Source organism: Mesorhizobium sp. M1004 (assembly GCF_040318795.1).
Lineage (GTDB): Bacteria > Pseudomonadota > Alphaproteobacteria > Rhizobiales > Rhizobiaceae > Mesorhizobium.
In genome coordinates this window covers 105,341-127,257 of record NZ_JAMYNB010000004.1, presented here as the reverse complement: position 1 = coordinate 127,257, position 21,917 = coordinate 105,341, and the positions used below count along the sequence as shown (strand labels likewise).

25 protein-coding genes are annotated in these 21,917 nt (G+C 63.7%); 15 read left to right on the top strand and 10 right to left on the bottom strand.

What is annotated here, in order from left to right:
* Positions 1 to 45: 45 nt before the first annotated feature.
* Together NKH54_RS09965 and NKH54_RS09960 are read right to left on the bottom strand one after the other, a co-directional pair.
* On the bottom strand, positions 46 to 525 hold the full coding sequence (locus NKH54_RS09965) for an SRPBCC family protein (protein ID WP_353028127.1): 480 nt from the start codon (positions 523 to 525) through the stop codon (positions 46 to 48).
* A complete protein-coding gene (locus NKH54_RS09960; RefSeq protein ID WP_353028126.1) occupies positions 522 to 878 on the bottom strand; it encodes an ArsR/SmtB family transcription factor in 357 nt (118 codons plus the stop codon). Before NKH54_RS09960 ends, NKH54_RS09965 begins: the two co-directional genes overlap by 4 nt.
* Before the next feature lie 166 nt (positions 879 to 1,044).
* On the opposite strand from NKH54_RS09960, the gene NKH54_RS09955 reads away from it, so the two are divergent.
* Entirely contained in the window at positions 1,045 to 1,392 is a 348-nt protein-coding gene (locus NKH54_RS09955) for an ArsC family reductase (protein WP_023709906.1), read from the top strand.
* Positions 1,393 to 1,530: 138 nt separating this feature from the next.
* On the opposite strand, the gene NKH54_RS09950 is transcribed toward NKH54_RS09955, so the two are convergent.
* From NKH54_RS09950 to NKH54_RS09940, 3 genes are all read right to left on the bottom strand, one after another.
* Positions 1,531 to 1,887, bottom strand: a complete 357-nt coding sequence (locus NKH54_RS09950; RefSeq protein ID WP_023716129.1) for a DUF488 domain-containing protein — start codon at positions 1,885 to 1,887, stop codon at positions 1,531 to 1,533.
* A gap of 15 nt (positions 1,888 to 1,902) precedes the next feature.
* Complete coding sequence (locus tag NKH54_RS09945; RefSeq protein ID WP_353028125.1) at positions 1,903 to 3,159, bottom strand: aminopeptidase; 1,257 nt, start codon at positions 3,157 to 3,159, stop codon at positions 1,903 to 1,905.
* An 85-nt stretch (positions 3,160 to 3,244) separates the two neighbouring features.
* Positions 3,245 to 4,159 (bottom strand): LysR substrate-binding domain-containing protein, encoded by a 915-nt coding sequence (locus NKH54_RS09940; RefSeq protein WP_023687096.1) that lies wholly within the window; start codon positions 4,157 to 4,159, stop codon positions 3,245 to 3,247.
* Between the two features lie 94 nt (positions 4,160 to 4,253).
* Here NKH54_RS09940 and NKH54_RS09935 point away from each other — a divergent pair, with 94 nt between their 5' ends.
* The 3 genes from NKH54_RS09935 (at position 4,254) to sbmA (ending at position 7,080) form a co-directional block, all read left to right on the top strand.
* A complete protein-coding gene (locus NKH54_RS09935) occupies positions 4,254 to 4,469 on the top strand; it encodes a hypothetical protein (RefSeq protein WP_023668495.1) in 216 nt (71 codons plus the stop codon).
* An 81-nt stretch (positions 4,470 to 4,550) separates the two neighbouring features.
* On the top strand, positions 4,551 to 5,708 hold the full coding sequence (locus NKH54_RS09930; protein ID WP_023738455.1) for a YbfB/YjiJ family MFS transporter: 1,158 nt from the start codon (positions 4,551 to 4,553) through the stop codon (positions 5,706 to 5,708).
* Between the two features lie 115 nt (positions 5,709 to 5,823).
* Positions 5,824 to 7,080, top strand: coding sequence for a peptide antibiotic transporter SbmA (gene sbmA / locus NKH54_RS09925; RefSeq protein ID WP_353028124.1), 1,257 nt, complete (start codon positions 5,824 to 5,826; stop codon positions 7,078 to 7,080).
* Between the two features lie 26 nt (positions 7,081 to 7,106).
* Here the strand turns inward: sbmA and NKH54_RS09920 are convergent, their stop codons facing one another.
* Positions 7,107 to 8,111: a polysaccharide deacetylase family protein gene (locus tag NKH54_RS09920; protein WP_023834492.1), complete on the bottom strand. Its 1,005-nt coding sequence runs from the start codon at positions 8,109 to 8,111 to the stop codon at positions 7,107 to 7,109.
* A 193-nt stretch (positions 8,112 to 8,304) separates the two neighbouring features.
* On the opposite strand from NKH54_RS09920, the gene NKH54_RS09915 reads away from it, so the two are divergent.
* Together NKH54_RS09915 and der are read left to right on the top strand one after the other, a co-directional pair.
* Entirely contained in the window at positions 8,305 to 8,967 is a 663-nt protein-coding gene (locus NKH54_RS09915; protein ID WP_023729304.1) for a tetratricopeptide repeat protein, read from the top strand.
* Between the two features lie 76 nt (positions 8,968 to 9,043).
* Entirely contained in the window at positions 9,044 to 10,474 is a 1,431-nt protein-coding gene (gene der / locus NKH54_RS09910) for a ribosome biogenesis GTPase Der (RefSeq protein ID WP_023692116.1), read from the top strand.
* A gap of 239 nt (positions 10,475 to 10,713) precedes the next feature.
* On the opposite strand, the gene NKH54_RS09905 is transcribed toward der, so the two are convergent.
* The gene (locus tag NKH54_RS09905; RefSeq protein ID WP_023738457.1) at positions 10,714 to 11,622 is read right to left on the bottom strand and encodes a LysR substrate-binding domain-containing protein; all 909 of its coding nucleotides are present in this window, start codon (positions 11,620 to 11,622) and stop codon (positions 10,714 to 10,716) included.
* 117 nt (positions 11,623 to 11,739) lie between these two features.
* Between NKH54_RS09905 and NKH54_RS09900 the strand changes: the two genes are divergently transcribed.
* The 7 genes from NKH54_RS09900 to NKH54_RS09870 all read left to right on the top strand — a co-directional run bounded on the left by NKH54_RS09900 (position 11,740) and on the right by NKH54_RS09870 (position 17,325).
* Positions 11,740 to 13,035 carry an MFS transporter gene (locus NKH54_RS09900; RefSeq protein WP_023745507.1) on the top strand — a complete coding sequence of 432 codons (1,296 nt, stop codon included), beginning with the start codon at positions 11,740 to 11,742 and terminating at the stop codon, positions 13,033 to 13,035.
* 136 nt (positions 13,036 to 13,171) lie between these two features.
* Entirely contained in the window at positions 13,172 to 14,356 is a 1,185-nt protein-coding gene (locus NKH54_RS09895; RefSeq protein ID WP_023668487.1) for a cell wall hydrolase, read from the top strand.
* A gap of 265 nt (positions 14,357 to 14,621) precedes the next feature.
* On the top strand, positions 14,622 to 15,014 hold the full coding sequence (locus tag NKH54_RS09890; RefSeq protein ID WP_023668486.1) for an AtpZ/AtpI family protein: 393 nt from the start codon (positions 14,622 to 14,624) through the stop codon (positions 15,012 to 15,014).
* Positions 15,015 to 15,079: 65 nt separating this feature from the next.
* Positions 15,080 to 15,838 carry a F0F1 ATP synthase subunit A gene (locus NKH54_RS09885; protein WP_023745505.1) on the top strand — a complete coding sequence of 253 codons (759 nt, stop codon included), beginning with the start codon at positions 15,080 to 15,082 and terminating at the stop codon, positions 15,836 to 15,838.
* Positions 15,839 to 15,906: 68 nt separating this feature from the next.
* A complete protein-coding gene (locus NKH54_RS09880) occupies positions 15,907 to 16,131 on the top strand; it encodes a F0F1 ATP synthase subunit C (protein WP_006206606.1) in 225 nt (74 codons plus the stop codon).
* A gap of 92 nt (positions 16,132 to 16,223) precedes the next feature.
* Positions 16,224 to 16,823, top strand: coding sequence for a F0F1 ATP synthase subunit B (locus NKH54_RS09875; protein ID WP_352512927.1), 600 nt, complete (start codon positions 16,224 to 16,226; stop codon positions 16,821 to 16,823).
* 10 nt (positions 16,824 to 16,833) lie between these two features.
* Positions 16,834 to 17,325, top strand: coding sequence for a F0F1 ATP synthase subunit B (locus NKH54_RS09870; RefSeq protein ID WP_023668483.1), 492 nt, complete (start codon positions 16,834 to 16,836; stop codon positions 17,323 to 17,325).
* Positions 17,326 to 17,579: 254 nt separating this feature from the next.
* On the opposite strand, the gene rnhB is transcribed toward NKH54_RS09870, so the two are convergent.
* Complete coding sequence (gene rnhB / locus NKH54_RS09865; protein ID WP_023726390.1) at positions 17,580 to 18,278, bottom strand: ribonuclease HII; 699 nt, start codon at positions 18,276 to 18,278, stop codon at positions 17,580 to 17,582.
* 154 nt (positions 18,279 to 18,432) lie between these two features.
* Positions 18,433 to 19,587, bottom strand: coding sequence for a PA0069 family radical SAM protein (locus NKH54_RS09860; protein ID WP_023754078.1), 1,155 nt, complete (start codon positions 19,585 to 19,587; stop codon positions 18,433 to 18,435).
* Positions 19,588 to 19,737: 150 nt separating this feature from the next.
* Here NKH54_RS09860 and NKH54_RS09855 point away from each other — a divergent pair, with 150 nt between their 5' ends.
* A complete protein-coding gene (locus NKH54_RS09855) occupies positions 19,738 to 20,241 on the top strand; it encodes a glycosyltransferase (protein WP_023684377.1) in 504 nt (167 codons plus the stop codon).
* A gap of 252 nt (positions 20,242 to 20,493) precedes the next feature.
* Positions 20,494 to 21,468 carry a hypothetical protein gene (locus NKH54_RS09850; RefSeq protein WP_023823457.1) on the top strand — a complete coding sequence of 325 codons (975 nt, stop codon included), beginning with the start codon at positions 20,494 to 20,496 and terminating at the stop codon, positions 21,466 to 21,468.
* On the opposite strand, the gene NKH54_RS09845 is transcribed toward NKH54_RS09850, so the two are convergent.
* A complete protein-coding gene (locus NKH54_RS09845) occupies positions 21,458 to 21,889 on the bottom strand; it encodes a GFA family protein (RefSeq protein WP_352658811.1) in 432 nt (143 codons plus the stop codon). The two genes, NKH54_RS09850 and NKH54_RS09845, sit on opposite strands and share 11 nt — an antisense overlap.
* Positions 21,890 to 21,917 lie beyond the last annotated feature (28 nt).

The following is a 21,917-nucleotide window of genomic DNA, read 5'->3' as shown; positions in this document are numbered from 1 at the left end:
AAAACCAGGCGGCCGGGACAAAGTCCTGGCCGCAGTGGGAAAAGCTCAAATGGTCTTCACATACTGCGCCAGCTGATCGGCCACCGTGCCCCAGCCGTCGAAGAACCCCATCCCTTCATGATTGTTGCGGGTAGCCTCGTCGCGATGGATGGCCGTTGCCGTGTAGCGCGTGCCCTTGTCATCCGACTGAAGCGAAATGACTGCGGTGATGAAGGGCTCGCCCGAGGGCCGATAGCCCGGCAGCAGCGCATCGGTCCACACCAGCCGCTCGTTCGGCACGATCTCGAGATAGCAGCAATGGCGGTCGTTGACCTCCTTGCCGTCGGGCGATTGCATGCGCGTCCGGAACAGTCCGCCCGGACGAAGGTCGATCTCGCAATCGGTGATCAGCCAGGGCTTGGGCGTGAACCATTGCTTGACATGCTCCGGCACCGTCATCGCGCTCCACAAGAGTTCGCGCGGCGCGTCGAGCATGCGCTCCAGCACAAGGTCCAGTCTGGGGTCGGGCTTGAAGGGATAGCTCACTTTTCTTGCTCCTTGAGGCTCATGACATAGGCGTCGAATTGATCGAGTCGGCGCTCCCACAGCGTGCGCTGTTCGGCCAGCCAGTTTTCGGCGAGCTGCAGCGGTTCGGGCGCCAGCTGATAGGTCCTGGTGCGGCCGATTTTTTCCGATCGCACCAGACCGCAGCCTTCCAGCACTTTCAGATGCTCGATGAACGAAGGCAGCGCCATCTTGAAAGGCTGCGCCAACTCGCTGACCGAGGCGGGACTGCGGTTCAGCCGCTCGACCACGCGCCGCCGCGTCGGGTCAGCCAGCGCGCGGAAGATGCCGTCGACCGGCGGGAGACTTGTAGCTGGGGCGTGGAGGCTTGGCATGGGCGATTCTGAGGTCCGTCGACGCGGTGCAGACAGATACTTAGGAAATTTCCTTAGTATTGGCAACCTCTAAAAAAAGCGCCGCTAGCGATTGGGACGCTGGCAAAGCGGGGAGGGCGGTTTTAGGCTGTCTGAGGATTCGACTGTCAGTCAAGGGAAGCGCGTTTTGACGATCACCATGTACGGCATCACCACCTGCGACACGATCCGCAAGGCGCGCACCTGGCTGGAGGGCCATGCTGTGCCCTACCGCTTTCACGACTACCGGGCCGAGGGGATAGAGGCGGGCAGACTGGACGGGTGGGTCGGCAAGGTTGGCTGGGAAAAGCTGCTCAACAAGGGCAGCACCACATTTCGCGAACTGCCGGACAAGGACAAGCAAGGGCTCGACGAGAAGAAGGCCAGGAAGCTGATGCTGGCCAACCCGACGATGATCAAGCGCCCGGTGCTCGAGGTCGGGGATGAGATTTTGGTTGGCTTCAAGCCGGAGGCTTATGAAGGGGTGGTGAAGTAGCGTAGCCTCGCTTCGTCATCCTATGGCGAAGCAAGGAGCGAAGCGACCCGCGCAGACCCGAGGATGGACGAACACGTGGAGGGCGATCGCTAATTGTGAAGGCTTTCGCTTGCGGCGTATGCAGCGGTTCGCTGTCTCTCAACCCGTCCCGCGCAAATACCCCGCCAACGCCACCGCATTGTTATGCGCCTCGTCATGTGCGCCATAAAGCAGCGTCACCTTGGCCTTGCCAAGCAAGCCACGCAGTTGCGCCACCGCTTCGCTATTCCCATCCAGTTCGACCGAATACCGCACCTGAAACTCCGCCCACCGCGCCGGCTCATGTCCGAACCACTTCCGCAATTCATCGCTCGGCGCGATGTCCTTCAGCCACAGCGTCAGCGCGGCATCCTCCTTGCTGACGCCGCGCGGCCAGATGCGATCGACCAGCACCCGCTGCCCGTCATCGGGCGCGGGTGCTTCGTAAATTCGCTTGACCGTCAGGTCGAAGGCCATCCGCCCTCCGCGAGCTTACGCCCACTCACCCTTGCGCATCACCGGCACCTTGCGGCCATCCTTGTGCACGCCGTCTATGTCGATCTTGTCGGAGCCGATCATCCAGTCGATGTGGATAAAACTCTTGTTGCCGCCGCGCTGGGCGATTTCGTCCTGGGTGAGCGAGGCGCCGTCGACGAAGCATTTTGAATAGCACTGCCCGAGCGCGATGTGGCAGGCGGCGTTCTCGTCGAACAGCGTGTTGAAGAACAGCAGGCCGCTGGCCGAGATCGGCGAGGAATGCGGCACCAGCGCCACCTCGCCGAGCCGGCGCGAACCCTCGTCGGTGTCGAGCACTTTCTTCAGCACGTCCTCGCCCTTCGAAGCCTTGGCCTCGACGATCCTGCCCTCTTCGAAACGCACCGAGATATCGTCGATCAGCGTGCCTTGGTAGGACAGCGGCTTGGTCGAGGATACATGGCCGGAGACGCGCCGTGCATGCGGCGTGGTGAAGACCTCCTCGGTCGGGATGTTCGGATTGCAGGTGACGCCGTTCTTGGCAGTCGAGGCGCCGCCCATCCATTCATGGCCATCGGCCAGCCCGACGGTGAGGTCGGTGCCCGGGCCGCTGAAATGCAGATCATGGAAATTGTGCTCGTTCAGCCACTTTGTGCGGCCGCGCAGCGCTGCATTGTGCGCCGTCCAGTTTGCGATCGGGTCTTCCACATCGACCCGTGATGCCGAAAAGATCGCATCGGCGAGCTTCACCACGGCGACATCGTCGGCATCGCCGGGGAAGACCTGTTTTGCCCAGGCGAGATCCGGGTAGGCGACGATGTTCCAGTTGATGTCGAAGCCGGTGATCTTTTCCAGCGCCGGCTGGTAGGCCATCGAGTTCGCCTTGTTGGCGCGCGCCACTTTCGCCGGGTCCTGCGCCGACAACAGCGACGGGTCCTCGCCGCGCACGGCAAGCCGCGCCGCATTGTTGGAAAAGGCCTTCGCCATGCCTTCATACATCCAGCCGGCGGCGCGGTCGAAGCCGGCATCCTCGCCGTAGCGGAAGCGCGCCAGCGTGATCTCGTCATCGTTGAAGATAGGCGTCACCAGGCCGGCGCCCGCTTTATAAGCGTGCTCAACGATGCGCCTGGTCAGCGGCAGTGCGGCGATCGACGACGTCAGCACCAGATCCTGCCCCGGCTGCAATTGCAGCCCGACCTTGATGGCGACTTCCGCCAGCCTGTCGAGCTTCACCGGGTCGATCGTTGCGGAAACGCCGCGCGAATGTGTGGTCATGATCCTGCCTGCCTTGGTCCGGGAGTGAGAGTTTCAACATAGGCCGGCGCGGCTGTCCTTTCCAGCACCGTCGCGACGGACAGCCCTAGGCAGCGCTTTCCAGCGCGCTGAACTGCGCCACGGTCGCCGCGATCTCTTCGCGGATCCAGATCTTGAAATCGCGCACCTTGCGGCTTTCGGTCTTGGTGGCCGAGGTCACCAGCCAGTAGCCGAGGCCGCTCTGCGCCCGCACGCCGAAAGGCGCGACGAGGCGGCCGTCGGCCAGCGCATCGGCGGCCAGCAATTGCCAGCCGAGCATGACGCCGTGGCCGGCGATTGCCGATTCCAGGCACAGCATCGGGTCGGTGAAGCGCGCGCCCTTGCGGAAGCTGACCGGCTCGGCCCCGGCAGCCTTGAACCAGCTCTCCCAGTTGATCATCGCCCGCTCGTCGGTGATGGCGCAGGTCTGCGCCAGGTCTTCGATCGACTTCAGTTTCTTGGCGATCACCGGCGCGCAGACCGGAAAGACTTCCTGCGCCAACAAAAGTTCCGCCCGGCCGCCCGGCCATTTGCCGTCGCCAAGCCGGATGGCGATGTCGATGTCGGAACGTTCGAGATCGGCGAGGCGCACCGAGGCGTCGATGCGCAGCAGCACGTTGGGATGGCGGTCGAAATGCCGCGACAATCGCGGCAGCAGCCATTTCGAGGCGAAGGCCGGCGCCACCGAAACCACCAGCGTGCATTGGCTTGCCTCATCGGCCAGCGCCACCGCCTGCGCCAGCTCGCGAAAACCGGCGCCCAGCCGGGCGGAAAAAACCGTTCCGAATTCGGTCAGCACCAGCCCGCTTGCGGTGCGTTCGAACAGCGCCTGTCCGAGCTGCTTTTCAGTGCGGTTGATCTGCTGGCTGACGGCGCTGACCGAGACGTTGAGTTCGCCGGCCGCCGCCGCGAGCGAGCCGAGGCGGGCGACGGTTTCGACGGCGCGCAGGCCGTTGAGATGGACGCGGTTCAGCATAGCCATTTCAGTTTTTCTAAACCGGCGCGGCTGAAATCTCAATTGAAAGACAGCCCGACAAGGCAGATTTTAGTGGGACAGTCAGACCGAGGAGGCGAGGATGACGATCGTATCATTGTTCAAGATCTTAGCCGCTGCCGGCCTCCGGCCGGACCGCTATGATGGGATGCACGGCGGCGATGTCATCGACTGGGTTACCGACCCATTGTCGCATCCGGTGCTGGACACCATGTCGGAACGCGAACTCGGAGATATCCCGTTCCGGCTGACGGCGCGCCGCACCGCCTACGAGACCGGGGCGGTCGGCTGCGGCTGAGATGCGGGGGCGTTAGTCGCGCCCGCTGGCCCAACACAAAGCGGATTGTTTCATCGGTCGCCAATTCTATGGTGCGCTGCAATGAACGCCGCTCCATCACCCTTGCGCCAAGCTCTCGCTGGCATGATCGCCATGGCCGTTGCCATGGGCATTGGCCGTTTCGTCTACACGCCGATCCTGCCCGGAATGATGGAAGAACTGCATCTGTCGCCGGCCGATGCCGGCTGGATCGCGTCGGCCAATTATCTCGGCTACCTCGTCGGCGCGCTTGCGGCGGCAGGCGGCTGGGCGCATGGGCGCGAGCGCCTGCTGATGTTTGGCGGCCTTGCCGCCAGTGCTGCGCTCGCCGCCCTGATGGGGCTGAGCGAGACGATGACCGCCTTTGTCGTCCTCCGCTTCCTTGCCGGTCTCGCCAGCGCCTTCGTCATGGTGTTCATGGCCTCGATCGTCTTCGGTCACCTGGCAGCCGCCAACAGAAGCGACCTGCAGGCGCTGCATTTTGGCGGCGTCGGCCTCGGCATCGCGGCATCCTCAGCGCTGATGGCGGTTCTGGTCACCGAACATGCCGGCTGGGCTTCGGGCTGGCTGTGGTCGGCAGCGATTTCCGCCGGCGGCCTTGCGATGGTCGCCTTGCTCGCCGGCAGCACCGCACCTGGCCGCGGCGTGGCCGACCGCGAACCGGCACTGCCGAGGGACCGGTCGTTGGCAAAAGTCATCGTTGCCTACGGCCTGTTCGGCTTCGGCTATGTGGTGACGGCGACCTTCCTGGTCGCCATCGTGCGCCAGGGCGGCGGCGGCCGCGTCTTCGAGGCAAGCGTCTGGATGGTCACCGGCCTTGCCGGCTTTCCCTCGGTCTGGCTGTGGCAGAAGGTAGCGGCACGGATCGGGCTTTATACCGCCTATGCCGTGGGCTGCCTGGTCGAGGTGGTCGGCGTCACCGCCAGCGTCGCCATCGGCGGCACCGCCGGGCCGCTGCTGGCGGGCGTCCTGCTCGGCGGCACCTTCATCGCCATCACCGCGCTCGGCCTGCAGACGGCAAGGCAGCTCGTGCCGGAGGCGCCGCGCCGGATTTTTGCGCTGATGACCGCTTCCTTCGGCATCGGCCAGATCGTCGGCCCGATCGTCGCCGGACTGCTGGCGCAAGCCTCGGGCAACTTCTTCCTGGCCTCGATCGTCGCTGCTGGCGTATTGCTGGTATCTGCTGGGATCACCTGGTCGGCCGCGCCAAAATCGCCATGATTGTGGTCTTGCTCGATGCCGGGCATCGGGTACGGGCATTTGCTTTCCACCTAATGTGTGACTTTATGCCCGCTGAACCCCGCTGATTTGCGCACCGACCGAGGATTTCACCACAGTGTTCGTATCCTTCTTCCCGCAGCCGAAGCTGTTTTTCACCTCGGCCGCCGTCTGGAGCCTTTTGCTCATCATAATTTGGTTTTTCGGCGGCCAAGAGCTGGGTGCCCTGATTGGGCTTGCTCCGGTGGCAGCCGACACGCCCGTTGGCGTTGAAGTCTTTTGGTCTGACCCGTTCGTCTGGTTCTACCTATACTACGGCACGGGCGTAGCGCTTTTCGCTGGCTTTTGGAGGTGGTATTCACCCCATCCTTGGCAGAACTGGTCGATCCTTGGGTCCGCGCTCATTCTCTTCGTGATCTATTTCCAGGTTCAAGTGGATGTAGCCTTTAACGCTTGGTACGGACCGTTCTACGATCTCATACAGCGGGCGCTCGGCAAGGCGTATTCGACAACGCCGTGGGATTTCTACAGCCAACTGCTGACCATCTCCTGGGTCGCTGGATTGGCCGTTGCCGTGGGTGTCCTTAACCTATTTTTTGTGAGCCATTGGATCTTCCGCTGGCGCACGGCGATGAATGAATACTACATGTTCTATTGGGACAGGCTTCGCACTATCGAAGGAGCGTCGCAGCGTGTCCAGGACGACACCATGCGCTTTTCCACGACGATGGAAGCACTCGGTGTGAATTTGGTCCGCTCGGTAATGACGCTGATCGCATTCTTGCCCGTTCTCCTCGTTCTGTCGAAAAATGTAACTGAATTGCCAATCGTCGGAGAGGTCCCTTACTCCCTAGTGGTGGTAGCGATTGTTTGGTCGATTTTTGGGACTACTTTCTTGGCGCTCGTCGGCATCAAGTTGCCAGGCCTCGAATTCCGTAACCAGCGCGTCGAGGCTGCCTATCGAAAAGAACTTGTTTATGGTGAAGATGATCCGAATCGTGCTCGGCCGCCCACTGTCGCCGAACTATTTAACAACGTGCGGCGAAATTACTTTAGGCTTTACTTCCACTACATGTATTTCAATGTGGCTCGCATATTCTATCTTCAGATAGATAATATATTCCCTTATATAGTATTGGTCCCAACGATGGTGGCCGCCAAAATCAGTTTGGGTCTATTGAACCGAATTCTCGATGCCTTCGGGCAAGTGCGCTCCTCGTTCCAATATCTCGTCAATGCGTGGACAACGATTGTCGAGCTTCTGTCCATTTACAAGCGCCTGCGTGCCTTCGAGGCAATTATCCACGGCGAGCCGCTTCCCGATATCGATCGTCGTTTCCTCGCGCGCCAGGCAAAGGAACCCGACCCGGCTTGATCCTATCTGCATAGACGGTTGGCGGCTCAGCCGCCCACCGCCGCCTGCCTCTCGCTACCACGTTGCCGCTGCACATAATCGCGAAAACTGATGCACTCGACATCTGATTTGACGCAGTTTTCGCCGGCAAAGCGCTCCAGCGCGTCCCAGTAGGCGCCGTTGTTCATCGGCGTGAAGTGGAAGCTGAGCACCAGCGGGATGCGCTTGCCCTGATATTGCCTGTCGAAGGCGGCGCGGAACGCCTGGTACGTCCGCTCGGTGAAGTCTGCCGCCTGGCTTGGCCGCTCGAAGCCGCCGGAATGCCTGACATAGAGATTGTAGTCCATGGCGATCACCAGCCTACCATCAGGGCCTTCCGGGATCTGCGGCAGCGAAAAGCGGGTCAAGCCGCCGCCGGTCGGCGGCTCGACCGGGCCTTTCGAAACGCCGCTGGCATCATAGTGGTAGCCGGCTTCAGGCAGGGCCTCATAGAGCCCTTTGCTGGTCGAGAGGTACGGCGCGCGAAAGCCGACAACGGCATGGGCAATATCGCGCCATCCCTTGGGCTCGGGTTCAATACCGTTGATCGCATAGGCGTTTTCCAGAATGCGCTCGAACGAGGCGAATTCCTTCAGCCAGTCGGCCTTGCTCCAGTCCTTGCCGTCGAAATGGCCGCAGCCATGGCTGGCGATGTCGTGGCCTTCCGAAGCGGCGAGCCCGATCTGATCGAGCCGATCGGCGACGTCCTGCTTCGAAGCGGCAAAGCCGATGTTGGATTTGCCCGCGGACTTGGCCGGAGCTGTGTAGTCGGCCCGCGTCTGCGGCGACAGCAGGAAGACGCAGGACAAAAAGTAGGTGAAATGCGCGCCGGTGCGCTTGGCCAGCGCCCGGCTGCGCTGCCATTGCGAGATCTCCCGGGCGCTATCGAACGAGATGATGACGATTTGCTTCGGCTTTGCCGGGGCAGGCGGCGCCGGCGGGTCGGCGAAAGCCGCACCAGCCATGGCAAGCACGGCTGAGGAAAACGCAACAACGCGGGACAAACGTGGCATCGGCAATCTGGGCTTGATCTGGAGGCAGTCCAAGCCGGCTATCGGCAAAATGTGGCGTGGGTGCGATCAACGTCGGCAGCTATGCGCCCGGCGATTAGCCGATTTTCCTGCCGAGCCCCTTCCATGCCCGCGAAATTTCGCTAAAACGCGGGCTCAAGAAGCGCCCCTGTTAGGGCAGCAATGGTTTTGATTGATGTCCGACGACAGTTTTATCCGCGAAGTCAACGACGAGATCCGTCGCGAGCAGGCGCAGGCGCTATGGGACCGCTTTGGTCCGGCGATCCTTGGCCTCGCCATCCTGGTGGTGCTTGGCACCGCCGCCTTCGTCGGCTACCGCTATTGGGACGAGACGCGCGCCAACCGCTCCGGCGATGCCTTCTCGCAGGCGCTGAAGCTTGCCAATGACGGCAAGAGCGACGAGGCGCTGACCGCCCTCGAACAGCTGGAAAAGGACGGCTACGGCGCCTATCCGCTGCTCGCCCGCATGCGCGCGGCGACCGTCAAGGCCGACAAGGGCGACTTTGCCGCCGCCGTCGCCGATTTCGATGGCGTCGCCGCCGACAACGCCATTCCCCAGGGCATTCGCGACATGGCGCGCCTGCGGGCCGCCCTGCTGCTCGTCGATCACGGCTCCTTCGCCGACGTCTCCAGCCGCGTCGAGGCGCTGACCGCCGACAACAACACGCTGCGCCACACAGCGCGCGAAGCGCTCGGCCTTGCCGCCTGGAAGGAAGGCAAGACCCAGGATGCGCTGAAACTGTTCGACCAGATCGCCGCCGATGACGGCGCCCCGCGCAACGCGCGCCAGCGGGCGACGCTGATGTCGGAATTGATCCGCGGCTCGGGCGCGTCATGATACGCATCGCCCAAAGCCTGCCCTCGGGCCTGACCCAAGGGCGCGCTGCGGTTTGGGCGATGATATGGATAGCCGGATGAGCTTCAAAGTCGCCATTATCGGCCGGCCCAATGTCGGCAAATCGACGCTTTTCAACCGATTGGTGGGACGGAAGCTGGCGCTTGTCGACGACACGCCGGGCGTCACCCGCGACCGTCGCGTCCACGCGGCCAAACTCTACGATCTGCATTTCGATGTCATCGACACCGCCGGTTTCGAAGACGCCGCCGCCTCGACGTTGCCCGGCCGCATGCGCGCGCAGACCGAGATCGCGATCCGCGAAGCCGACCTGATCTTCTTCACCATCGACGCCAAATCAGGCCTTTTGCCCGACGACCGCACCTTTGCCGAGATCGTGCGCAAATCCGGCAAGCCGGTCGTGCTGGTCGCCAACAAGGCCGAGGCCAAGGGCGCCCAGGGCGGCATGCTGGAGGCCTGGGAACTCGGCCTCGGCGAGCCGATCCCGGTCTCGGCCGAGCACGGCCAGGGCATGCCCGATCTGCGCGACGCGGTGATCGAGGCGCTGGGCAAAGACCGCGCCTTCGGCGAGGAAGAAGACGAGGCCGAGGACGTCGCCGCCAGCGAGGTGCTGATCGGCGAGGACATCACCGATCCCGACGCCGAACCTGCCTATGACGACACCAAGCCGATGCGCATCGCCGTCGTCGGCCGTCCCAATGCCGGCAAGTCGACGCTGATCAACGCGCTGATCGGCGAGGAGCGGCTTTTGACCGGCCCGGAAGCCGGCATCACCCGCGATTCCATCTCGGTCGACTGGGACTGGCATGGCCGTCGCCTAAAACTGTTCGACACTGCCGGCATGCGCCGCAAGGCCAGGATCCACGAAAAGCTGGAAGTGATGTCGGTGCAGGACGGTCTGCGCGCCATCCGCTTTGCCGAGATCGTCATCATCGTGCTCGACGCCACCATCCCATTCGAGAAGCAGGACCTCCAGATCGCCGACCTGATCATCCGCGAGGGCAGGGCGCCGGTCATCGCCTTCAACAAATGGGACCTGATCGACAATCCGCAGGAACTGCTGGCCGAATTGCGCGAAAAGACCACACGGCTTTTGCCGCAAGTGCGCGGCATCCAGGCGGTGACGGTTTCGGCCGAGACCGGGCGCAGCCTCGACAAGCTGATGGATGCCGTCATCAAGACGCACAAGGTGTGGAACAGCCGCGTTTCCACCGGCAAGCTCAACCGCTGGCTGGAAAGCATTCTTGCGCATCATCCGCCGCCCGCCGTCGCCGGACGCCGGCTCAAGGTCAAATACGTCACCCAGGCCAAGACCCGGCCGCCGGGTTTCGTCGTCCAGTGCTCGCGGCCCGACGCGATGCCGCAATCCTATGTCCGCTACCTCTCCAACAGCCTGCGCGAAGCCTTCGACATGCCCGGCGTGCCGATCAGGATAGCGCTGCGGACTTCGGACAACCCGTTCGCGGGGAGAGCGAACAAGCGCAAGTGAGCGGTGACGGTTGCGAAATTCTCCGCAAGATTGGCGGGGCAGCACCCCCCTCTGCCCTGCCGGGCATCCCCCTCAAGGGGGGAGATCAGCAGCCGCTGCGGCCGTTCTCACCTTGCAAGATCAAAAATTGGCGAAAGCGTTGATGACAGCAATCTCCCCCCTTGAGGGCCCTTGAGGGGGAGATGTCCGGCAGGACAGAGGGGGGTGTGACGGAACGCGACACCGGGTGATCACCGCGTCTAAGCGACCTCTCTCAACCGCTCGTCCTGCGGCAGCGCCGCCACCGCCGCCTGCCACAAAATATCCGCCAGCCGCGTCGCCACCGGGTCCAGTTCGGCGTCTTTCTGGTGCATCACCAGCGCCATGGTTGGCAGCGCGGGTAAGCCCAACGTTTGCGGTGCCATCGTCCTGACATTGGCCGGCAGGCCGATATCCGTGCGGATGGTCAGGCCGAGGCCGGCGGCGACCGCCGCCCAGATGCCGCCAAGGCTGGGGCTGGAGAAGGCCATCCGCCATGGCAGGCCGGCGCGGTCGAGCGTTTCCGTCGTCACTGTGCGCAGCAGGCATGGCGCTTCCAGCGCCACCAGCGGCAGTGCCTCGCCCTCGCGTAGCCTGGTCTCGATCAGCTTTGCCGGCCCGATCCAGCGCAATTGCGCGTCGCCGACATGCCGGCTGTAAGGCAGCGCCTGGCCGCTGTCCCAGGCCAGCGCAATGTCGAGATTGCCTGATGTGATCCGCTCGGCGAGTTCATAGCTGCGCCCGATCCGCGCCTCGATCTTGACCTTGGGGTGCGCGCGGGCGAAGCGTCCGAGCACCTCCGGCAGCACCGCCTCGCCGAAATCCTCCTGCAAGCCGAGCCTGACCCAGCCTTCCAGTTCCACGTCGTGGATGGCCGAGGCCGCCTCGTCGTTCAACTCGAGCAGCCGCCTGGCATAGCCGAGCATGGTTTCGCCGGCTTCGGTCAACGCCAGTCCGCGGCCCGACTTGCGGAAGATCGGCGTCGCCGCCTGGTCCTCCAACTTCTTCAGTTGCGCGCTCACCGCCGAGGTCGAGCGGCCAAGCCGGTCGGCGGCCTTGGCGAAGCTGCCGAGTTCCATGCCGGTGACGAAGCTTCGGAGGACATCGAGGTCGAAGGTTACGCGGCGCATCACAACGATCCTGTTTTTCGGGAACAATTGTCAAAAACTTCCCGATATTCGGGATGAAGTTATGGCGGTAAAGACGAGGCGTCAAGGTCCCGAAAGGGCATCAACAGGAGTCCCGCCATGTCGATCGCCGACGCAAATTGTGAGCCAGGCCGGGTTGGCCGAGCCGCCGCCGTCACGTCGAAGGCTGAACGATTTCGCGCCAATCATCGCTGGAAGGTGCTTGGCATCGGCGTTGCCGCCAATGCCAGTTTCTCCGCCACCTTCGCCGGCATACCGGCGGCGGCGGTGTTTCTGCGGTCGGGCTATCACTTGAGCAATGGCAATCTCGGCCTGGTCCTCGGTCTTCTCGGACTGGGCGTTGCCTTGAGCGAACTGCCCTGGGGTCTGCTCACCGACCGCTGGGGCGATCGCGGCGTGCTATTGACCGGCCTTGGTGCGACCGCGGCGTGGCTCGCCCTGATGGCGTTGTTCATCGTGCCCTCAGTGACCTATGTGCCTGGCGTCGCAATGCTGGCCGCATGCCTTCTGGTCACCGGCCTGCTCGGCGGCAGCGTCAACGGTTCCAGCGGCCGCGCCATCATGGCCTGGTTCCACGAAGGCGAACGTGGCTTTGCCATGAGCATCAGGCAGACCGCGGTGCCGCTCGGCGGCGGGCTCGGCGCGCTGGTCCTGCCGTCGCTGGCATCGGTGCACGGTTTCGCGGCGGTCTTCGGGCTGCTGGCCGCCATGAACGCCGTCTCTGCGCTGTTTGCCTGGCGATGGCTGCACCAGCCGCCGGAACTGGACAATGCCGGCAGCATGGCCGTGGCAAAGTCGGGCGGTCCGGCGCCGCTGCGCAATGTCGAGGTCTGGCGCATCGCCACCGCCATCGGCCTGCTCTGCTTTCCGCAAGTGGCGGTGCTCACCTTCGCCTCCGTCTTCCTGCACGATTTCGCCGGCATGGCCACGCTCACGATCAGCGCCAGCCTTGCCGCGGTGCAGACCGGCGCGATGGTGATGCGCGTCTGGAGCGGCCGCTTCACCGACCGCCATGGCAACCGCCGCTGGTTCCTGCGCCTCTGCAGCATGACGAGCGCGCTTGGCTTCGCGGCCGTCGGCCTGCTGGTCCTGGCGGCAGGAGCCACGCCAGACGCCCATGCCGCGTTGATCCCGGCGATCGACGTGCTGCTGGTCGTTGCCGGCATTTCGGTCTCCGCCTGGCATGGCGTCGCCTACACCGAACTCGCCACGCTTGCCGGCGCCAGCCGCGCCGGAACCGCGCTCGGTCTTGCCAACAGCTTCGTCTTCATCGCCTTCTTCGTGGTGCCGACCGCCATTCCGGCTTTGCTGCTCATCTGGTCGTGGCCTGGCGTCTGGCTGGTGGGCGCGCTCTGCGCCATGATTGCATGGCCAATTTTCCTGCGGCCGAACTGACGGGTTGCCGGTCGGCAAACGGCGTCCCATTTCGGGCCGCTTCGGAAAAACACGATCAACCGCGTTAACCCCGCATCAAGGTTAATGCTTCACTTTGTCTCTCCAGTGGCTCAGTGGCGTTTCTGGAGAGTTCCCCGTGCATCGACGTGTCCTGAAGCGGCTGGCCGCCGCCGCCGGTGAGAAAAAACGTTCCTTCGTATCGCCATTGGTCATCGGGCTCGGCATCTGGATCGGCTTTCCAACTGTCGTCGCCTACCAGGACATGGGCAGCTTGATTTCCGGCCTCGAAGCTTCGGGCACCCGCTGGAACTCTTATGTCGAGCGCTCCGTCGCCGGCTCGGTTCATGCCGCCGAAATGCCTTTCATCGATTCCGTCACCACCGGTTCGCTCTCGGGCTCGGGCGTGCGCCTGCCCGGCGTCGGCAAGGTCTCGTTTCGCGGCAAGGGCAATGTCGCCGGCATCACGCCCGACGAGGACCGCATCATGCGCGCCGACAAGAAGGGCCGCATCATCCAGGTCTCGCCGGTGGCGCCGCCGAAGAACTTCAATGCCGGCTCAATCTTTCAGCGCACGTCCTCGCTGCTGCGGCCGAGCATGGACAGCGGCCTGAAGCTCGCCTTCGCCAAGCCCGGCATCAAGGGCAAGGAAATCCAGATCGCCCAGGCCTTCCATACCAATGTGGACAAGAAGCCCGATCCCGGCGTGCCGGCCATGCTTGCCGCGTTGGTCAACAATGACAGACCGGACGTGCTGGCCACCGCCTATGCCCAGGCCGAACCCGATTACGCCAAGGCCTCACCCTTCGAAGCGCTGCTGCAGGACGAGGAGCCGAGCAGCGGGCGCTTCATTCCGCCGATGGCCAAGGGTGACCACTCGTGGATCCAGAACCCGCTGCCGGCCAGCGTCTTCTCCACGAAGGAGCAGGCCTGCCTCGCCAACGGCATCTATTTCGAGGCGCGCGGCGAATCCGTGCGCGGCCAGGCCGCCGTCGCGCAGGTCATTCTCAACCGCGTCCGCAATCCGGCCTATCCGAACTCGATTTGCGGCGTCGTCTACCAGAACGACAACTGGCTGAACCGCTGCCAGTTCTCCTTCGCCTGCGACGGCCGCAAGAAGCGCATCGAGAGCCCCGCCCATTACAAGACCGCGCAGGACGTCGCGATGGCGGTCACCGCCGGCAAGATATTCATTCCCGAAGTCGGCTCATCGACCCACTACTACGCCAACTACGTCCATCCGGGCTGGGCGCGCACGATGCAGAAGATGACCAAGATCGGCCTGCATATCTTCTACCGCACCTATGGCGGCGGCTGGAGCTGAGCCCTTCGGCTTGCCTGTCGCAAACGAACCGCAAAGGCCCTGGAAGCCGAAATCGGACAACGGTCGCCGGACGGATTCGGGGCATGTGCCGACCCGATAGTGCCGGGCACGATGTCGCACCTCGCCAAGTGATTGATTCCAATAGAAAAAATACATGGCTTTGAAGTCCCGCCCGTGGCTTGACGGGCGCAAACCCTCTAACTATGTTGCCGGCGACTTTAGAAGCGGACGGACGGTGACGGTCTGACCGGGCAGGGGGGTTACGATGGCCGACAAGAACGGGCCAGACGGAACCGGAGAAACCGGCCGCGGCAGCAAGCACGAGGCCGACATCCGCGACGAAGATCTCGAACGCCGCCGGCGTGAGCTTGGAGCATCGCTTGCGACAAGACGGCCGGATCAGCTCGAGGGGAATGACGGCGCGAAGGCGACGGCCGGATATGGCCAGGCGCTCAAGCTGTCCAGCGAGTTCATCGCCGGGATAGTGGTGGGTGTGGGCCTTGGCTGGTTTCTGGATCGCGTGGCGGGAACCTCGCCATGGGGTCTGGTCGTCGGCTTGTTGCTGGGCTTTGGCGCCGGCGTGCTCAATGTCCTGCGTTCGTCAGGTGTTGTGGCGGAATTCGGAAAAAGCGAGAAGTCGCACGATCCGAAAGAATGAAATGGCGCGCCGCCAATGGCGCACAAGGACACTTAAGGCCGCTCGCGGTTTTGACGGGGATGTAAATGGCTGCTGACAAGGTCGATCCGATCCACCAGTTCCATATCGTCAAGCTGATTCCGATCAATATCGGCGGCTATGACCTGTCCTTCACCAATTCGGCTCTGTTCATGGTCGCGACCGTGCTCGTCGCATCGGCGTTTCTGTACCTCTCGACCTCCAGCCGCAGCCTTGTTCCCGGGCGCCTGCAGTCGGTTTCGGAAATGGGCTATGAGTTCGTCTCCAACATGCTGCGCGACGCCGCCGGAACGCAGGGCATGAAGTTCTTCCCCTTCGTGTTCTCGCTGTTCATGTTCGTGCTGGTCGCCAACCTGCTTGGCCTTTTCCCTTACTTCTTCACCGTCACCAGCCACATCATCGTCACCTTCGGCCTCGCAGCCCTGGTGATCGGAACCGTCGTTGTCTACGGCTTCACGAAGCACGGTCTGGGCTTCCTCAAGCTCTTCGTGCCGCACGGCGTTCCGGTGTTCCTGTTACCGCTGGTGGTGCTGATCGAGGTGATCTCCTTCGTGTCGCGCCCGGTCAGCCTCTCGGTTCGTCTGTTCGCCAACATGCTGGCCGGCCACATCACCCTGAAGGTGTTTTCGGGCTTCGTCGTCAGCCTGAGCGCGCTCGGCGCCGTCGGCGTTGCCGGTTCGGTGTTGCCGCTGGCCATGGCAGTCGCGCTGACCGCGCTGGAATTGCTGGTCGCTTTCCTGCAGGCCTACGTCTTTGCGGTGCTGACCTGCATGTATCTGAACGACGCCCTGCATCCCGGGCACTGACCTTAGAATTTCCGGCATCTTTCGCCGGATGGAATTGCAACGGAATTACAGATCCAAAGGAGTTCAAAATGGACGCAGAAGCAGCAAAGTACATCGGCGCCGGTATCGCTTGCCTGGGCATGGGCGGCGCGGGCATTGGCCTCGGCAACATCTTCGGCAGCTACCTGGCGGGCGCCCTGCGCAATCCGTCGGCCGCCGATGGCCAGTTCGGCCGCCTGATTTTCGGCTTCGCCGTGACCGAAGCTCTGGGCATTTTCTCGCTTCTCATCGCGCTTCTCGCCCTGTTCGGCTGAGCCCCTGTTCGGCCAATTATCGGTCGGACGAGCATTGGGAAGAATTGGCTGGCCGCATTCCTGCGGCCATGCCTGATATGAGGGGATAGTCCATGTTCGTGACATCTGCGTTTGCGCAAGAGTCCGCACCCGCCGCTGAAGGCGCCCACACCGGTACGGAAGGCGACACGCATTCCGGCACCGGCGTGCCTGCCGAGGCGCACGGCACGTTCCCGCCATTCGATCCGGCGACGTTTCCGTCCCAGCTTCTGTGGCTGGCGATCACGTTCGGGCTGTTCTATTTGTTCCTGAAGAAGGTGGTGATGCCGCGCCTTGGCGGCATCATCGACGTCCGCAGCGATCGCATCACGCAGGACCTCGACCAGGCCGCCAAGCTGAAGGGCGAGGCCGACGCCGCCGTTGCCGCTTACGAGCAGGAACTGGCGGAAGCCAAGGCCAAGGCCAACGCGATCGGCCAGCAGGCCAACGACGCTGCCAAGGCTGAAGCCGAGGCTGCCCGCAAGAAGGTCGAGGCCGCCCTCGACAAGAAGCTCGGCGAGGCCGAGGCCAGCATTGCTTCCATCAAGGCCAACGCCATGAAGGAAGTCGGCATGATTGCCGAGGACACCGCTTCAGCCATCGTCGATGCGCTTGTCGGCGGCAAGACGAGCAAGGCCGAGATCTCGGCTGCGGTCAAATCCGTGGCCCGGTGAGGAGCACATCATGGACGCCACATCTCTCGCAACGCTTTGGGCAACGGTTGCCCTCGTCATTTTCCTCGGCGTTGCCGTTTACATCAAGGTGCCAGGCCTGATCGCCAAGTCGCTCGACGCCCGTGCGACCAAGATCAGCGACGAGCTTGCGGAAGCCCGCCGGTTGCGCGAAGAGGCCCAGCAACTGCTCGGCCAATACCAGAAGAAGCGCAAGGAAGCCGAGCAGGAGGCCGCAGCCATCGTCGCTGCCGCCAAGCGCGAGGCCGACATGCTTGCCGCCGAGGCGCACAAGAAGACCGAAGACTATGTCACCCGTCGCACTGCGCTTGCCGAGCAGAAGATCGGCCAGGCCGAGCGCGAAGCCGTCGCCGAAGTGCGCGCCAGCGCCGTCGACATCGCCGTCGAGGCGGCCCGCACGCTGCTTGCCGGCAAGATCGACGCCAAGGCCGGCGCCGACCTGTTCAAGTCCGCGCTGCAGGACGTGAAGGCCAGGCTGAACTGAGCGGGGTTAACTCGCTGACATCAAGCCGCCCGGGCAACCTGGCGGCTTTTTTGTTGAGCGGCGACGGAGATTGGCGAAGGCGGTGGTGCGCCTGATCTCCCCCTCGAGGGCCCTCGAGGGGGGGATGTCGCCAAAGGCGACAGAGGGGGTCCGTTCGACCAGGCGCGACGCTCTTTCTGCGACCAAGAAGGGCTAGCACTTCACGCGCGCGACCCCCTCTGGCCTGCCGGCCATCTCCCCCTCAAGGGGGGAGATTAGCTGTCCAACCCGACAAACCCTTCTTCTTCCACCACCTCAACCCCACCCAGCCTGAACGGCGCGAATGATGCCCGGTGCAGCCTTGCCACCGGCCCATGCGCTTCGATCGCGGTGCGGTGCCGCACGGTGGCGTAGCCCATATGGACCTCGAACCCGTAGCGCTCGTGATGGCTGCCGCAGCCGCACATCATGCGGTCGCGCATCACCTTGGCGACGATCGAGGCGGCGGCGATCGATTGCGAGCGCTGGTCGCCCTTGATCAGCGCGCGGCCTTCGCAGAGGAGGCCCGGCGGCACATCGCGGCCATCGGCCAGCGCCAGCTTCGCCTGGATCGGCAGGCCGGCAAGGGCGCGGCGCATGGCTTCCAGGCTGGCCTTGAGGATGTTGCTGCCGTCAATGCCTTCGGCGCTGACCGAGGCCATCGACACGCCGAGCGCTGACCCCAGGATTTTCAGGAACAGCGCCTCGCGCTGCAAATGGTTGAGCCGTTTGGAATCGTCGAGCCCGTCGGGAATGTTGGCGGGATCGAGGATCACGGCCGCCGCCACCACCGGCCCGGCCAGCGGACCGCGGCCGGCCTCGTCCATGCCTGCCACCGGCCACAGGCCTTCCGCCATCGCCTTCGTCTCGAAGGAGAAGTCGGGCTTTTCGACGATTTCGAAAAGAAGCGGAGAATCGGAACGTGCGCGAGCCATGTTGCGGCGAGGTTCGCATCGGCTCCGATTCTCCGCAAGTCCCTCCAAGGTCGAGTGGGGCAAGACCGGGAGGGCACCGTCTGCAGGCCGGGGGACAGGCCGGACGGGATTCTTGGGTCGCCTGACAGCCACGAGGGCAGGGCAGGCGCTACTCTCAGAGCAGCATCAGCTGCTCGGTCGCCTTGGCGGCGGCGACAAACTGGTCGGTTCGGAGCGTGCGCCGCTCGGCGTTGAGGCCGAGCCGCTTGGCCGTGATCTCGAAGCGCCGGCCGATCTGCCAGGCATAGGGGCCGGCGCCTTTCATCCGCTTGCCCCATTCCGAATCATAGTCCTTGCCGTCGCGCATCGAACGGATCAGCGACATCACGTGCCGATAGCGGTCGGGATAATGGCGCAGCAGCCAGTCCTTGAAGATCGGCGCCACCTCGAGCGGCAGGCGCAGGATGACATAGCCGGCCTCGCGGGCGCCTGCGGCGCGTGCCGAATCGAGGATGCGCTCCATCTCCTGGTCGGTCAGGCCGGGAATGATCGGCGCCACCATGACAGAGGCCGGAATGCCGGCATCGGAAAGCTGCCGGATCGCCTCAAGCCGCTTGGTCGGCGTCGACGCGCGTGGCTCCATGGTGCGCGCCAGCATGCGGTCCATCGTTGTCACCGACAGCGCCACCTTGGCCAAGCCCCGTTCGGCCATGCGCGACAAGATGTCGATGTCGCGCGTCACCAGATGGGATTTGGTGACGATGCCGACCGGATGGCCGCGCGCCTCCAGCACTTCGAGGATCTCGCGCATAATCCGGTATTGTTTCTCGATCGGCTGGTAGGGATCGGTGTTGGTGCCGATCGCGATGGTGCGCGGCTGATAGCCATCCTTCGACAGTTCCTTGTCGAGCAGCCGCGCCGCATCCGGCTTGGCAAACAGCTTCGCTTCGAAATCCAGCCCCGGCGACAGGCCCATGAAGGAATGCGTCGGCCGGGCGAAACAATAGACGCAGCCATGCTCGCAGCCGCGATAGGGGTTGATCGAGCGGTCGAAGGAAATGTCGGGCGATTCGTTGCGGGTGATGATGGTGCGCGGCTTCTCGACCTGCACTTCGGTCTTGAACGGCGGCAATTCCTCCAGCGAATTCCAGCCGTCGTCGAACACATCCCGGCTGACCGGCTCGAACCGGCCGGACGGGTTGATGCCCGCGGAACGGCCGCGGTTGCGATCCGGACGGACGCGCATGCCGCTCTGTTCGATCATCGCATTGGCCATCTCGGCTCGCCCTGCTCCGAAAGCAGCAATGTCCGCACGCACGATATGTTCCATTTTGGCCCTTTCCCAAGGACTGTCGGCTGGCTGTCGAATCGCTCTGTTCATGAAAATAATCCTATTTCGCTGATGAGAACAAAGCAAGAACTTTTTCGTTGGGCCATGCAAAACTGGCGCTGCGCCGGGCTTTCCGCTATTCGGCTAAAAATGCTCAGCGTTCTCATCGAAACCCGGGATGACGAAGAAGGCCTTGCCCGCACGCTCGCCTCGTTGATCGGCGGCGCGGTCGAGGGCGTGGTGCGCGATGTCATCGTCTGCGACACCGGCTCGACCGACCAGACGCATCGGGTTGCCGATCATGCCGGCTGCCACTTCGTGGCCGGCGGCATTGCCGCGGGAATCAGGCAGGCGAAGGGTGACTGGCTGCTGTTTCTGGAACCCGGCGCAAGGCTGGCGGAGGGCTGGATCGACGACGTTGTCGCTCACACGGCGCGGCAAACCATGCCGGCGCGCTTTTCCCGTGCGCGCGGCAGCCGCACGCCGTTCCTGTCACGGGTGTTTTCGGGCAACCGGGCGCTGGCCGAAGGGCTGGTCATCAGCAAGCGCCAGGCCGCTGCCCTGTCGAAGAACGCGCACAGCGCCGAAGCCCTTGCGCGCGGTCTCGCCACCAGGCGGCTCGACGCCGAAATCTGGCTGGCGCCGAAGAAGTGATCTTTCTCCCTTTTCCCGTTCCCAGGGAGAAGGGTGCCCGAAGGGCGGATGAGGGGCAGCGTCGGCGTCTCATCCGCATTGGCACGGTCGCAGCACCATCCCTCTTTTTCGCCGCAAAAAGCTATTGTGCATTGCACAAAAGCTGACGCGGGATTAGCATTCCGTTGATGCGGGATATCGGGGTTTGGGTAGTGCCGGAGCGGTAAGCAAGCGCCGCGTCGTCGTTGCTGCCGTTCATATCTGAGGACCCCGATGAACCTTTCGTCCCCTGACAAATCCGGCGCCCCCAGTCTGGAAGCCATTGCCCGCAACGGCAGCCTGCTCCGCCGCATTGCGGTGCGTATCCCGACCTATCTGTCCGACCTGCGCGAAAATCCCGCATGGCTGCCGATGTTCGTGCTTGCCCGCACCATGCCGGCGCGCAAGCTGCACTGGCTTGGCGCCAAAGCCGCGCGCCCCGCGCAGAGTGCCGGAGCGACGATGTTCAGGGGCGTCGACCTCAAGTCGATCGTCGCGGCGCTGCGCACCGATGGCCTGTTCTCCGGACTGGTCCTTCCGCAGGCAATCCACGAAGAGATCGCCAGCTTTGCTCAGAGCACGCCGTGCTTCGGCAATTTCGACCGCCGGCTCGAATTCATGCCCGGAGAACACGCAGAAGCCGAGAAGCGGTTCGGCCGCTCTTTGCTCAGCGGACACTATTTCGAGCGCATCCTCGGCTGCAAGGCGGCACTCGCCATCCAGAACGACCCGCTGCTGCTCGACATCGCCCAGCACTATCTGGGCGGGCAGGCAAAGCTGATCACCACGCGTGTCTGGTGGAGCTTTCCGACCGGCGAGGCTTCCGACGCCGACAAGAACCTTGCCTCGCTCGGCAAATATCATTTCGATCTCGACGACTGGCGGATGCTGAAATTCTTCTTCTATCTGAAACCCTGCGATGCCGGCACCGGTCCGCATGTCTATGTCAAAGGCAGCCACAACAGGCGCAGTCTCAAGCACCAGCTGACGCTGCTGGTCGGCCATCCGGCGCAAGACGTGCTCAAGGTCTATGGCGAGGACAGCCCGGTCACGCTGACCGGCGAGGCCGGGCTCGGCTTCGTCGAGGACCCGTTCGGCTTCCACATGGGCACCGTGCCGTCCACCACGCCACGGCTGATGATGGAGGTCGGCTTCGGCGTCTCGCCGCCCTCGCGCCGCCGCTTCCACGGCGAGCCGGTCATCCGCTGACGCCGGAGCGGATCTCGACCGGCATCCAGCGCGCTTGCCGCCGGGCAATGCGACCCTCTTTGTTCTCGGCATCATAGTCCATTGGGACCGGCTCGCGGTTGAACCGCGGCCGGTCATCCAGCGCATTGACGATGACGATCGCTCTCGGTTCGCCGTCGGTGGTCACAGCAGCGACATAGACGCCGCAGTCCCGGCAGATGAGATAATCGGCGGTGCGCAATCCGAACCGGTATCGGTGCAGCCGGGCCTCGTCCTCGACCGCGACGATCAATCGCCCCTGCGGATCGGCGGCGGCGCGTGAGCCATGCCGGACGCAGAAGGCGCATTGGCAGGCGCGGATCTCCATCTCGGACGGCTCAATTCCGGTTTCGAAGGTCAGGTGGATGTTGCCGCAATGGCAGCCGCCGCGGTGCGCGCTCATTGGATCTCTTCCGTCTTGACTTGGCGAC

Excerpts from the sequence above, each read along its gene's own strand:
- NKH54_RS09960 (WP_353028126.1), bottom strand. The coding sequence starts at position 878 with ATGCCAAGCCTCCACGCCCCAGCTACAAGTCTCCCGCCGGTCGACGGC.
- NKH54_RS09950 (WP_023716129.1), bottom strand. The coding sequence starts at position 1,887 with ATGGCCTTCGACCTGACGGTCAAGCGAATTTACGAAGCACCCGCGCCC.
- NKH54_RS09945 (WP_353028125.1), bottom strand. The coding sequence starts at position 3,159 with ATGACCACACATTCGCGCGGCGTTTCCGCAACGATCGACCCGGTGAAG.
- NKH54_RS09940 (WP_023687096.1), bottom strand. The coding sequence starts at position 4,159 with ATGGCTATGCTGAACCGCGTCCATCTCAACGGCCTGCGCGCCGTCGAA.
- NKH54_RS09935 (WP_023668495.1), top strand. The coding sequence starts at position 4,254 with ATGACGATCGTATCATTGTTCAAGATCTTAGCCGCTGCCGGCCTCCGG.
- NKH54_RS09930 (WP_023738455.1), top strand. The coding sequence starts at position 4,551 with ATGAACGCCGCTCCATCACCCTTGCGCCAAGCTCTCGCTGGCATGATC.
- NKH54_RS09920 (WP_023834492.1), bottom strand. The coding sequence starts at position 8,111 with ATGCCACGTTTGTCCCGCGTTGTTGCGTTTTCCTCAGCCGTGCTTGCC.
- NKH54_RS09915 (WP_023729304.1), top strand. The coding sequence starts at position 8,305 with ATGTCCGACGACAGTTTTATCCGCGAAGTCAACGACGAGATCCGTCGC.
- der (WP_023692116.1), top strand. The coding sequence starts at position 9,044 with ATGAGCTTCAAAGTCGCCATTATCGGCCGGCCCAATGTCGGCAAATCG.
- NKH54_RS09905 (WP_023738457.1), bottom strand. The coding sequence starts at position 11,622 with ATGCGCCGCGTAACCTTCGACCTCGATGTCCTCCGAAGCTTCGTCACC.
- NKH54_RS09900 (WP_023745507.1), top strand. The coding sequence starts at position 11,740 with ATGTCGATCGCCGACGCAAATTGTGAGCCAGGCCGGGTTGGCCGAGCC.
- NKH54_RS09890 (WP_023668486.1), top strand. The coding sequence starts at position 14,622 with ATGGCCGACAAGAACGGGCCAGACGGAACCGGAGAAACCGGCCGCGGC.
- NKH54_RS09885 (WP_023745505.1), top strand. The coding sequence starts at position 15,080 with ATGGCTGCTGACAAGGTCGATCCGATCCACCAGTTCCATATCGTCAAG.
- NKH54_RS09880 (WP_006206606.1), top strand. The coding sequence starts at position 15,907 with ATGGACGCAGAAGCAGCAAAGTACATCGGCGCCGGTATCGCTTGCCTG.
- NKH54_RS09875 (WP_352512927.1), top strand. The coding sequence starts at position 16,224 with ATGTTCGTGACATCTGCGTTTGCGCAAGAGTCCGCACCCGCCGCTGAA.
- NKH54_RS09870 (WP_023668483.1), top strand. The coding sequence starts at position 16,834 with ATGGACGCCACATCTCTCGCAACGCTTTGGGCAACGGTTGCCCTCGTC.
- rnhB (WP_023726390.1), bottom strand. The coding sequence starts at position 18,278 with ATGGCTCGCGCACGTTCCGATTCTCCGCTTCTTTTCGAAATCGTCGAA.
- NKH54_RS09860 (WP_023754078.1), bottom strand. The coding sequence starts at position 19,587 with ATGGAACATATCGTGCGTGCGGACATTGCTGCTTTCGGAGCAGGGCGA.
- NKH54_RS09855 (WP_023684377.1), top strand. The coding sequence starts at position 19,738 with ATGCTCAGCGTTCTCATCGAAACCCGGGATGACGAAGAAGGCCTTGCC.
- NKH54_RS09850 (WP_023823457.1), top strand. The coding sequence starts at position 20,494 with ATGAACCTTTCGTCCCCTGACAAATCCGGCGCCCCCAGTCTGGAAGCC.
- NKH54_RS09845 (WP_352658811.1), bottom strand. The coding sequence starts at position 21,889 with ATGAGCGCGCACCGCGGCGGCTGCCATTGCGGCAACATCCACCTGACC.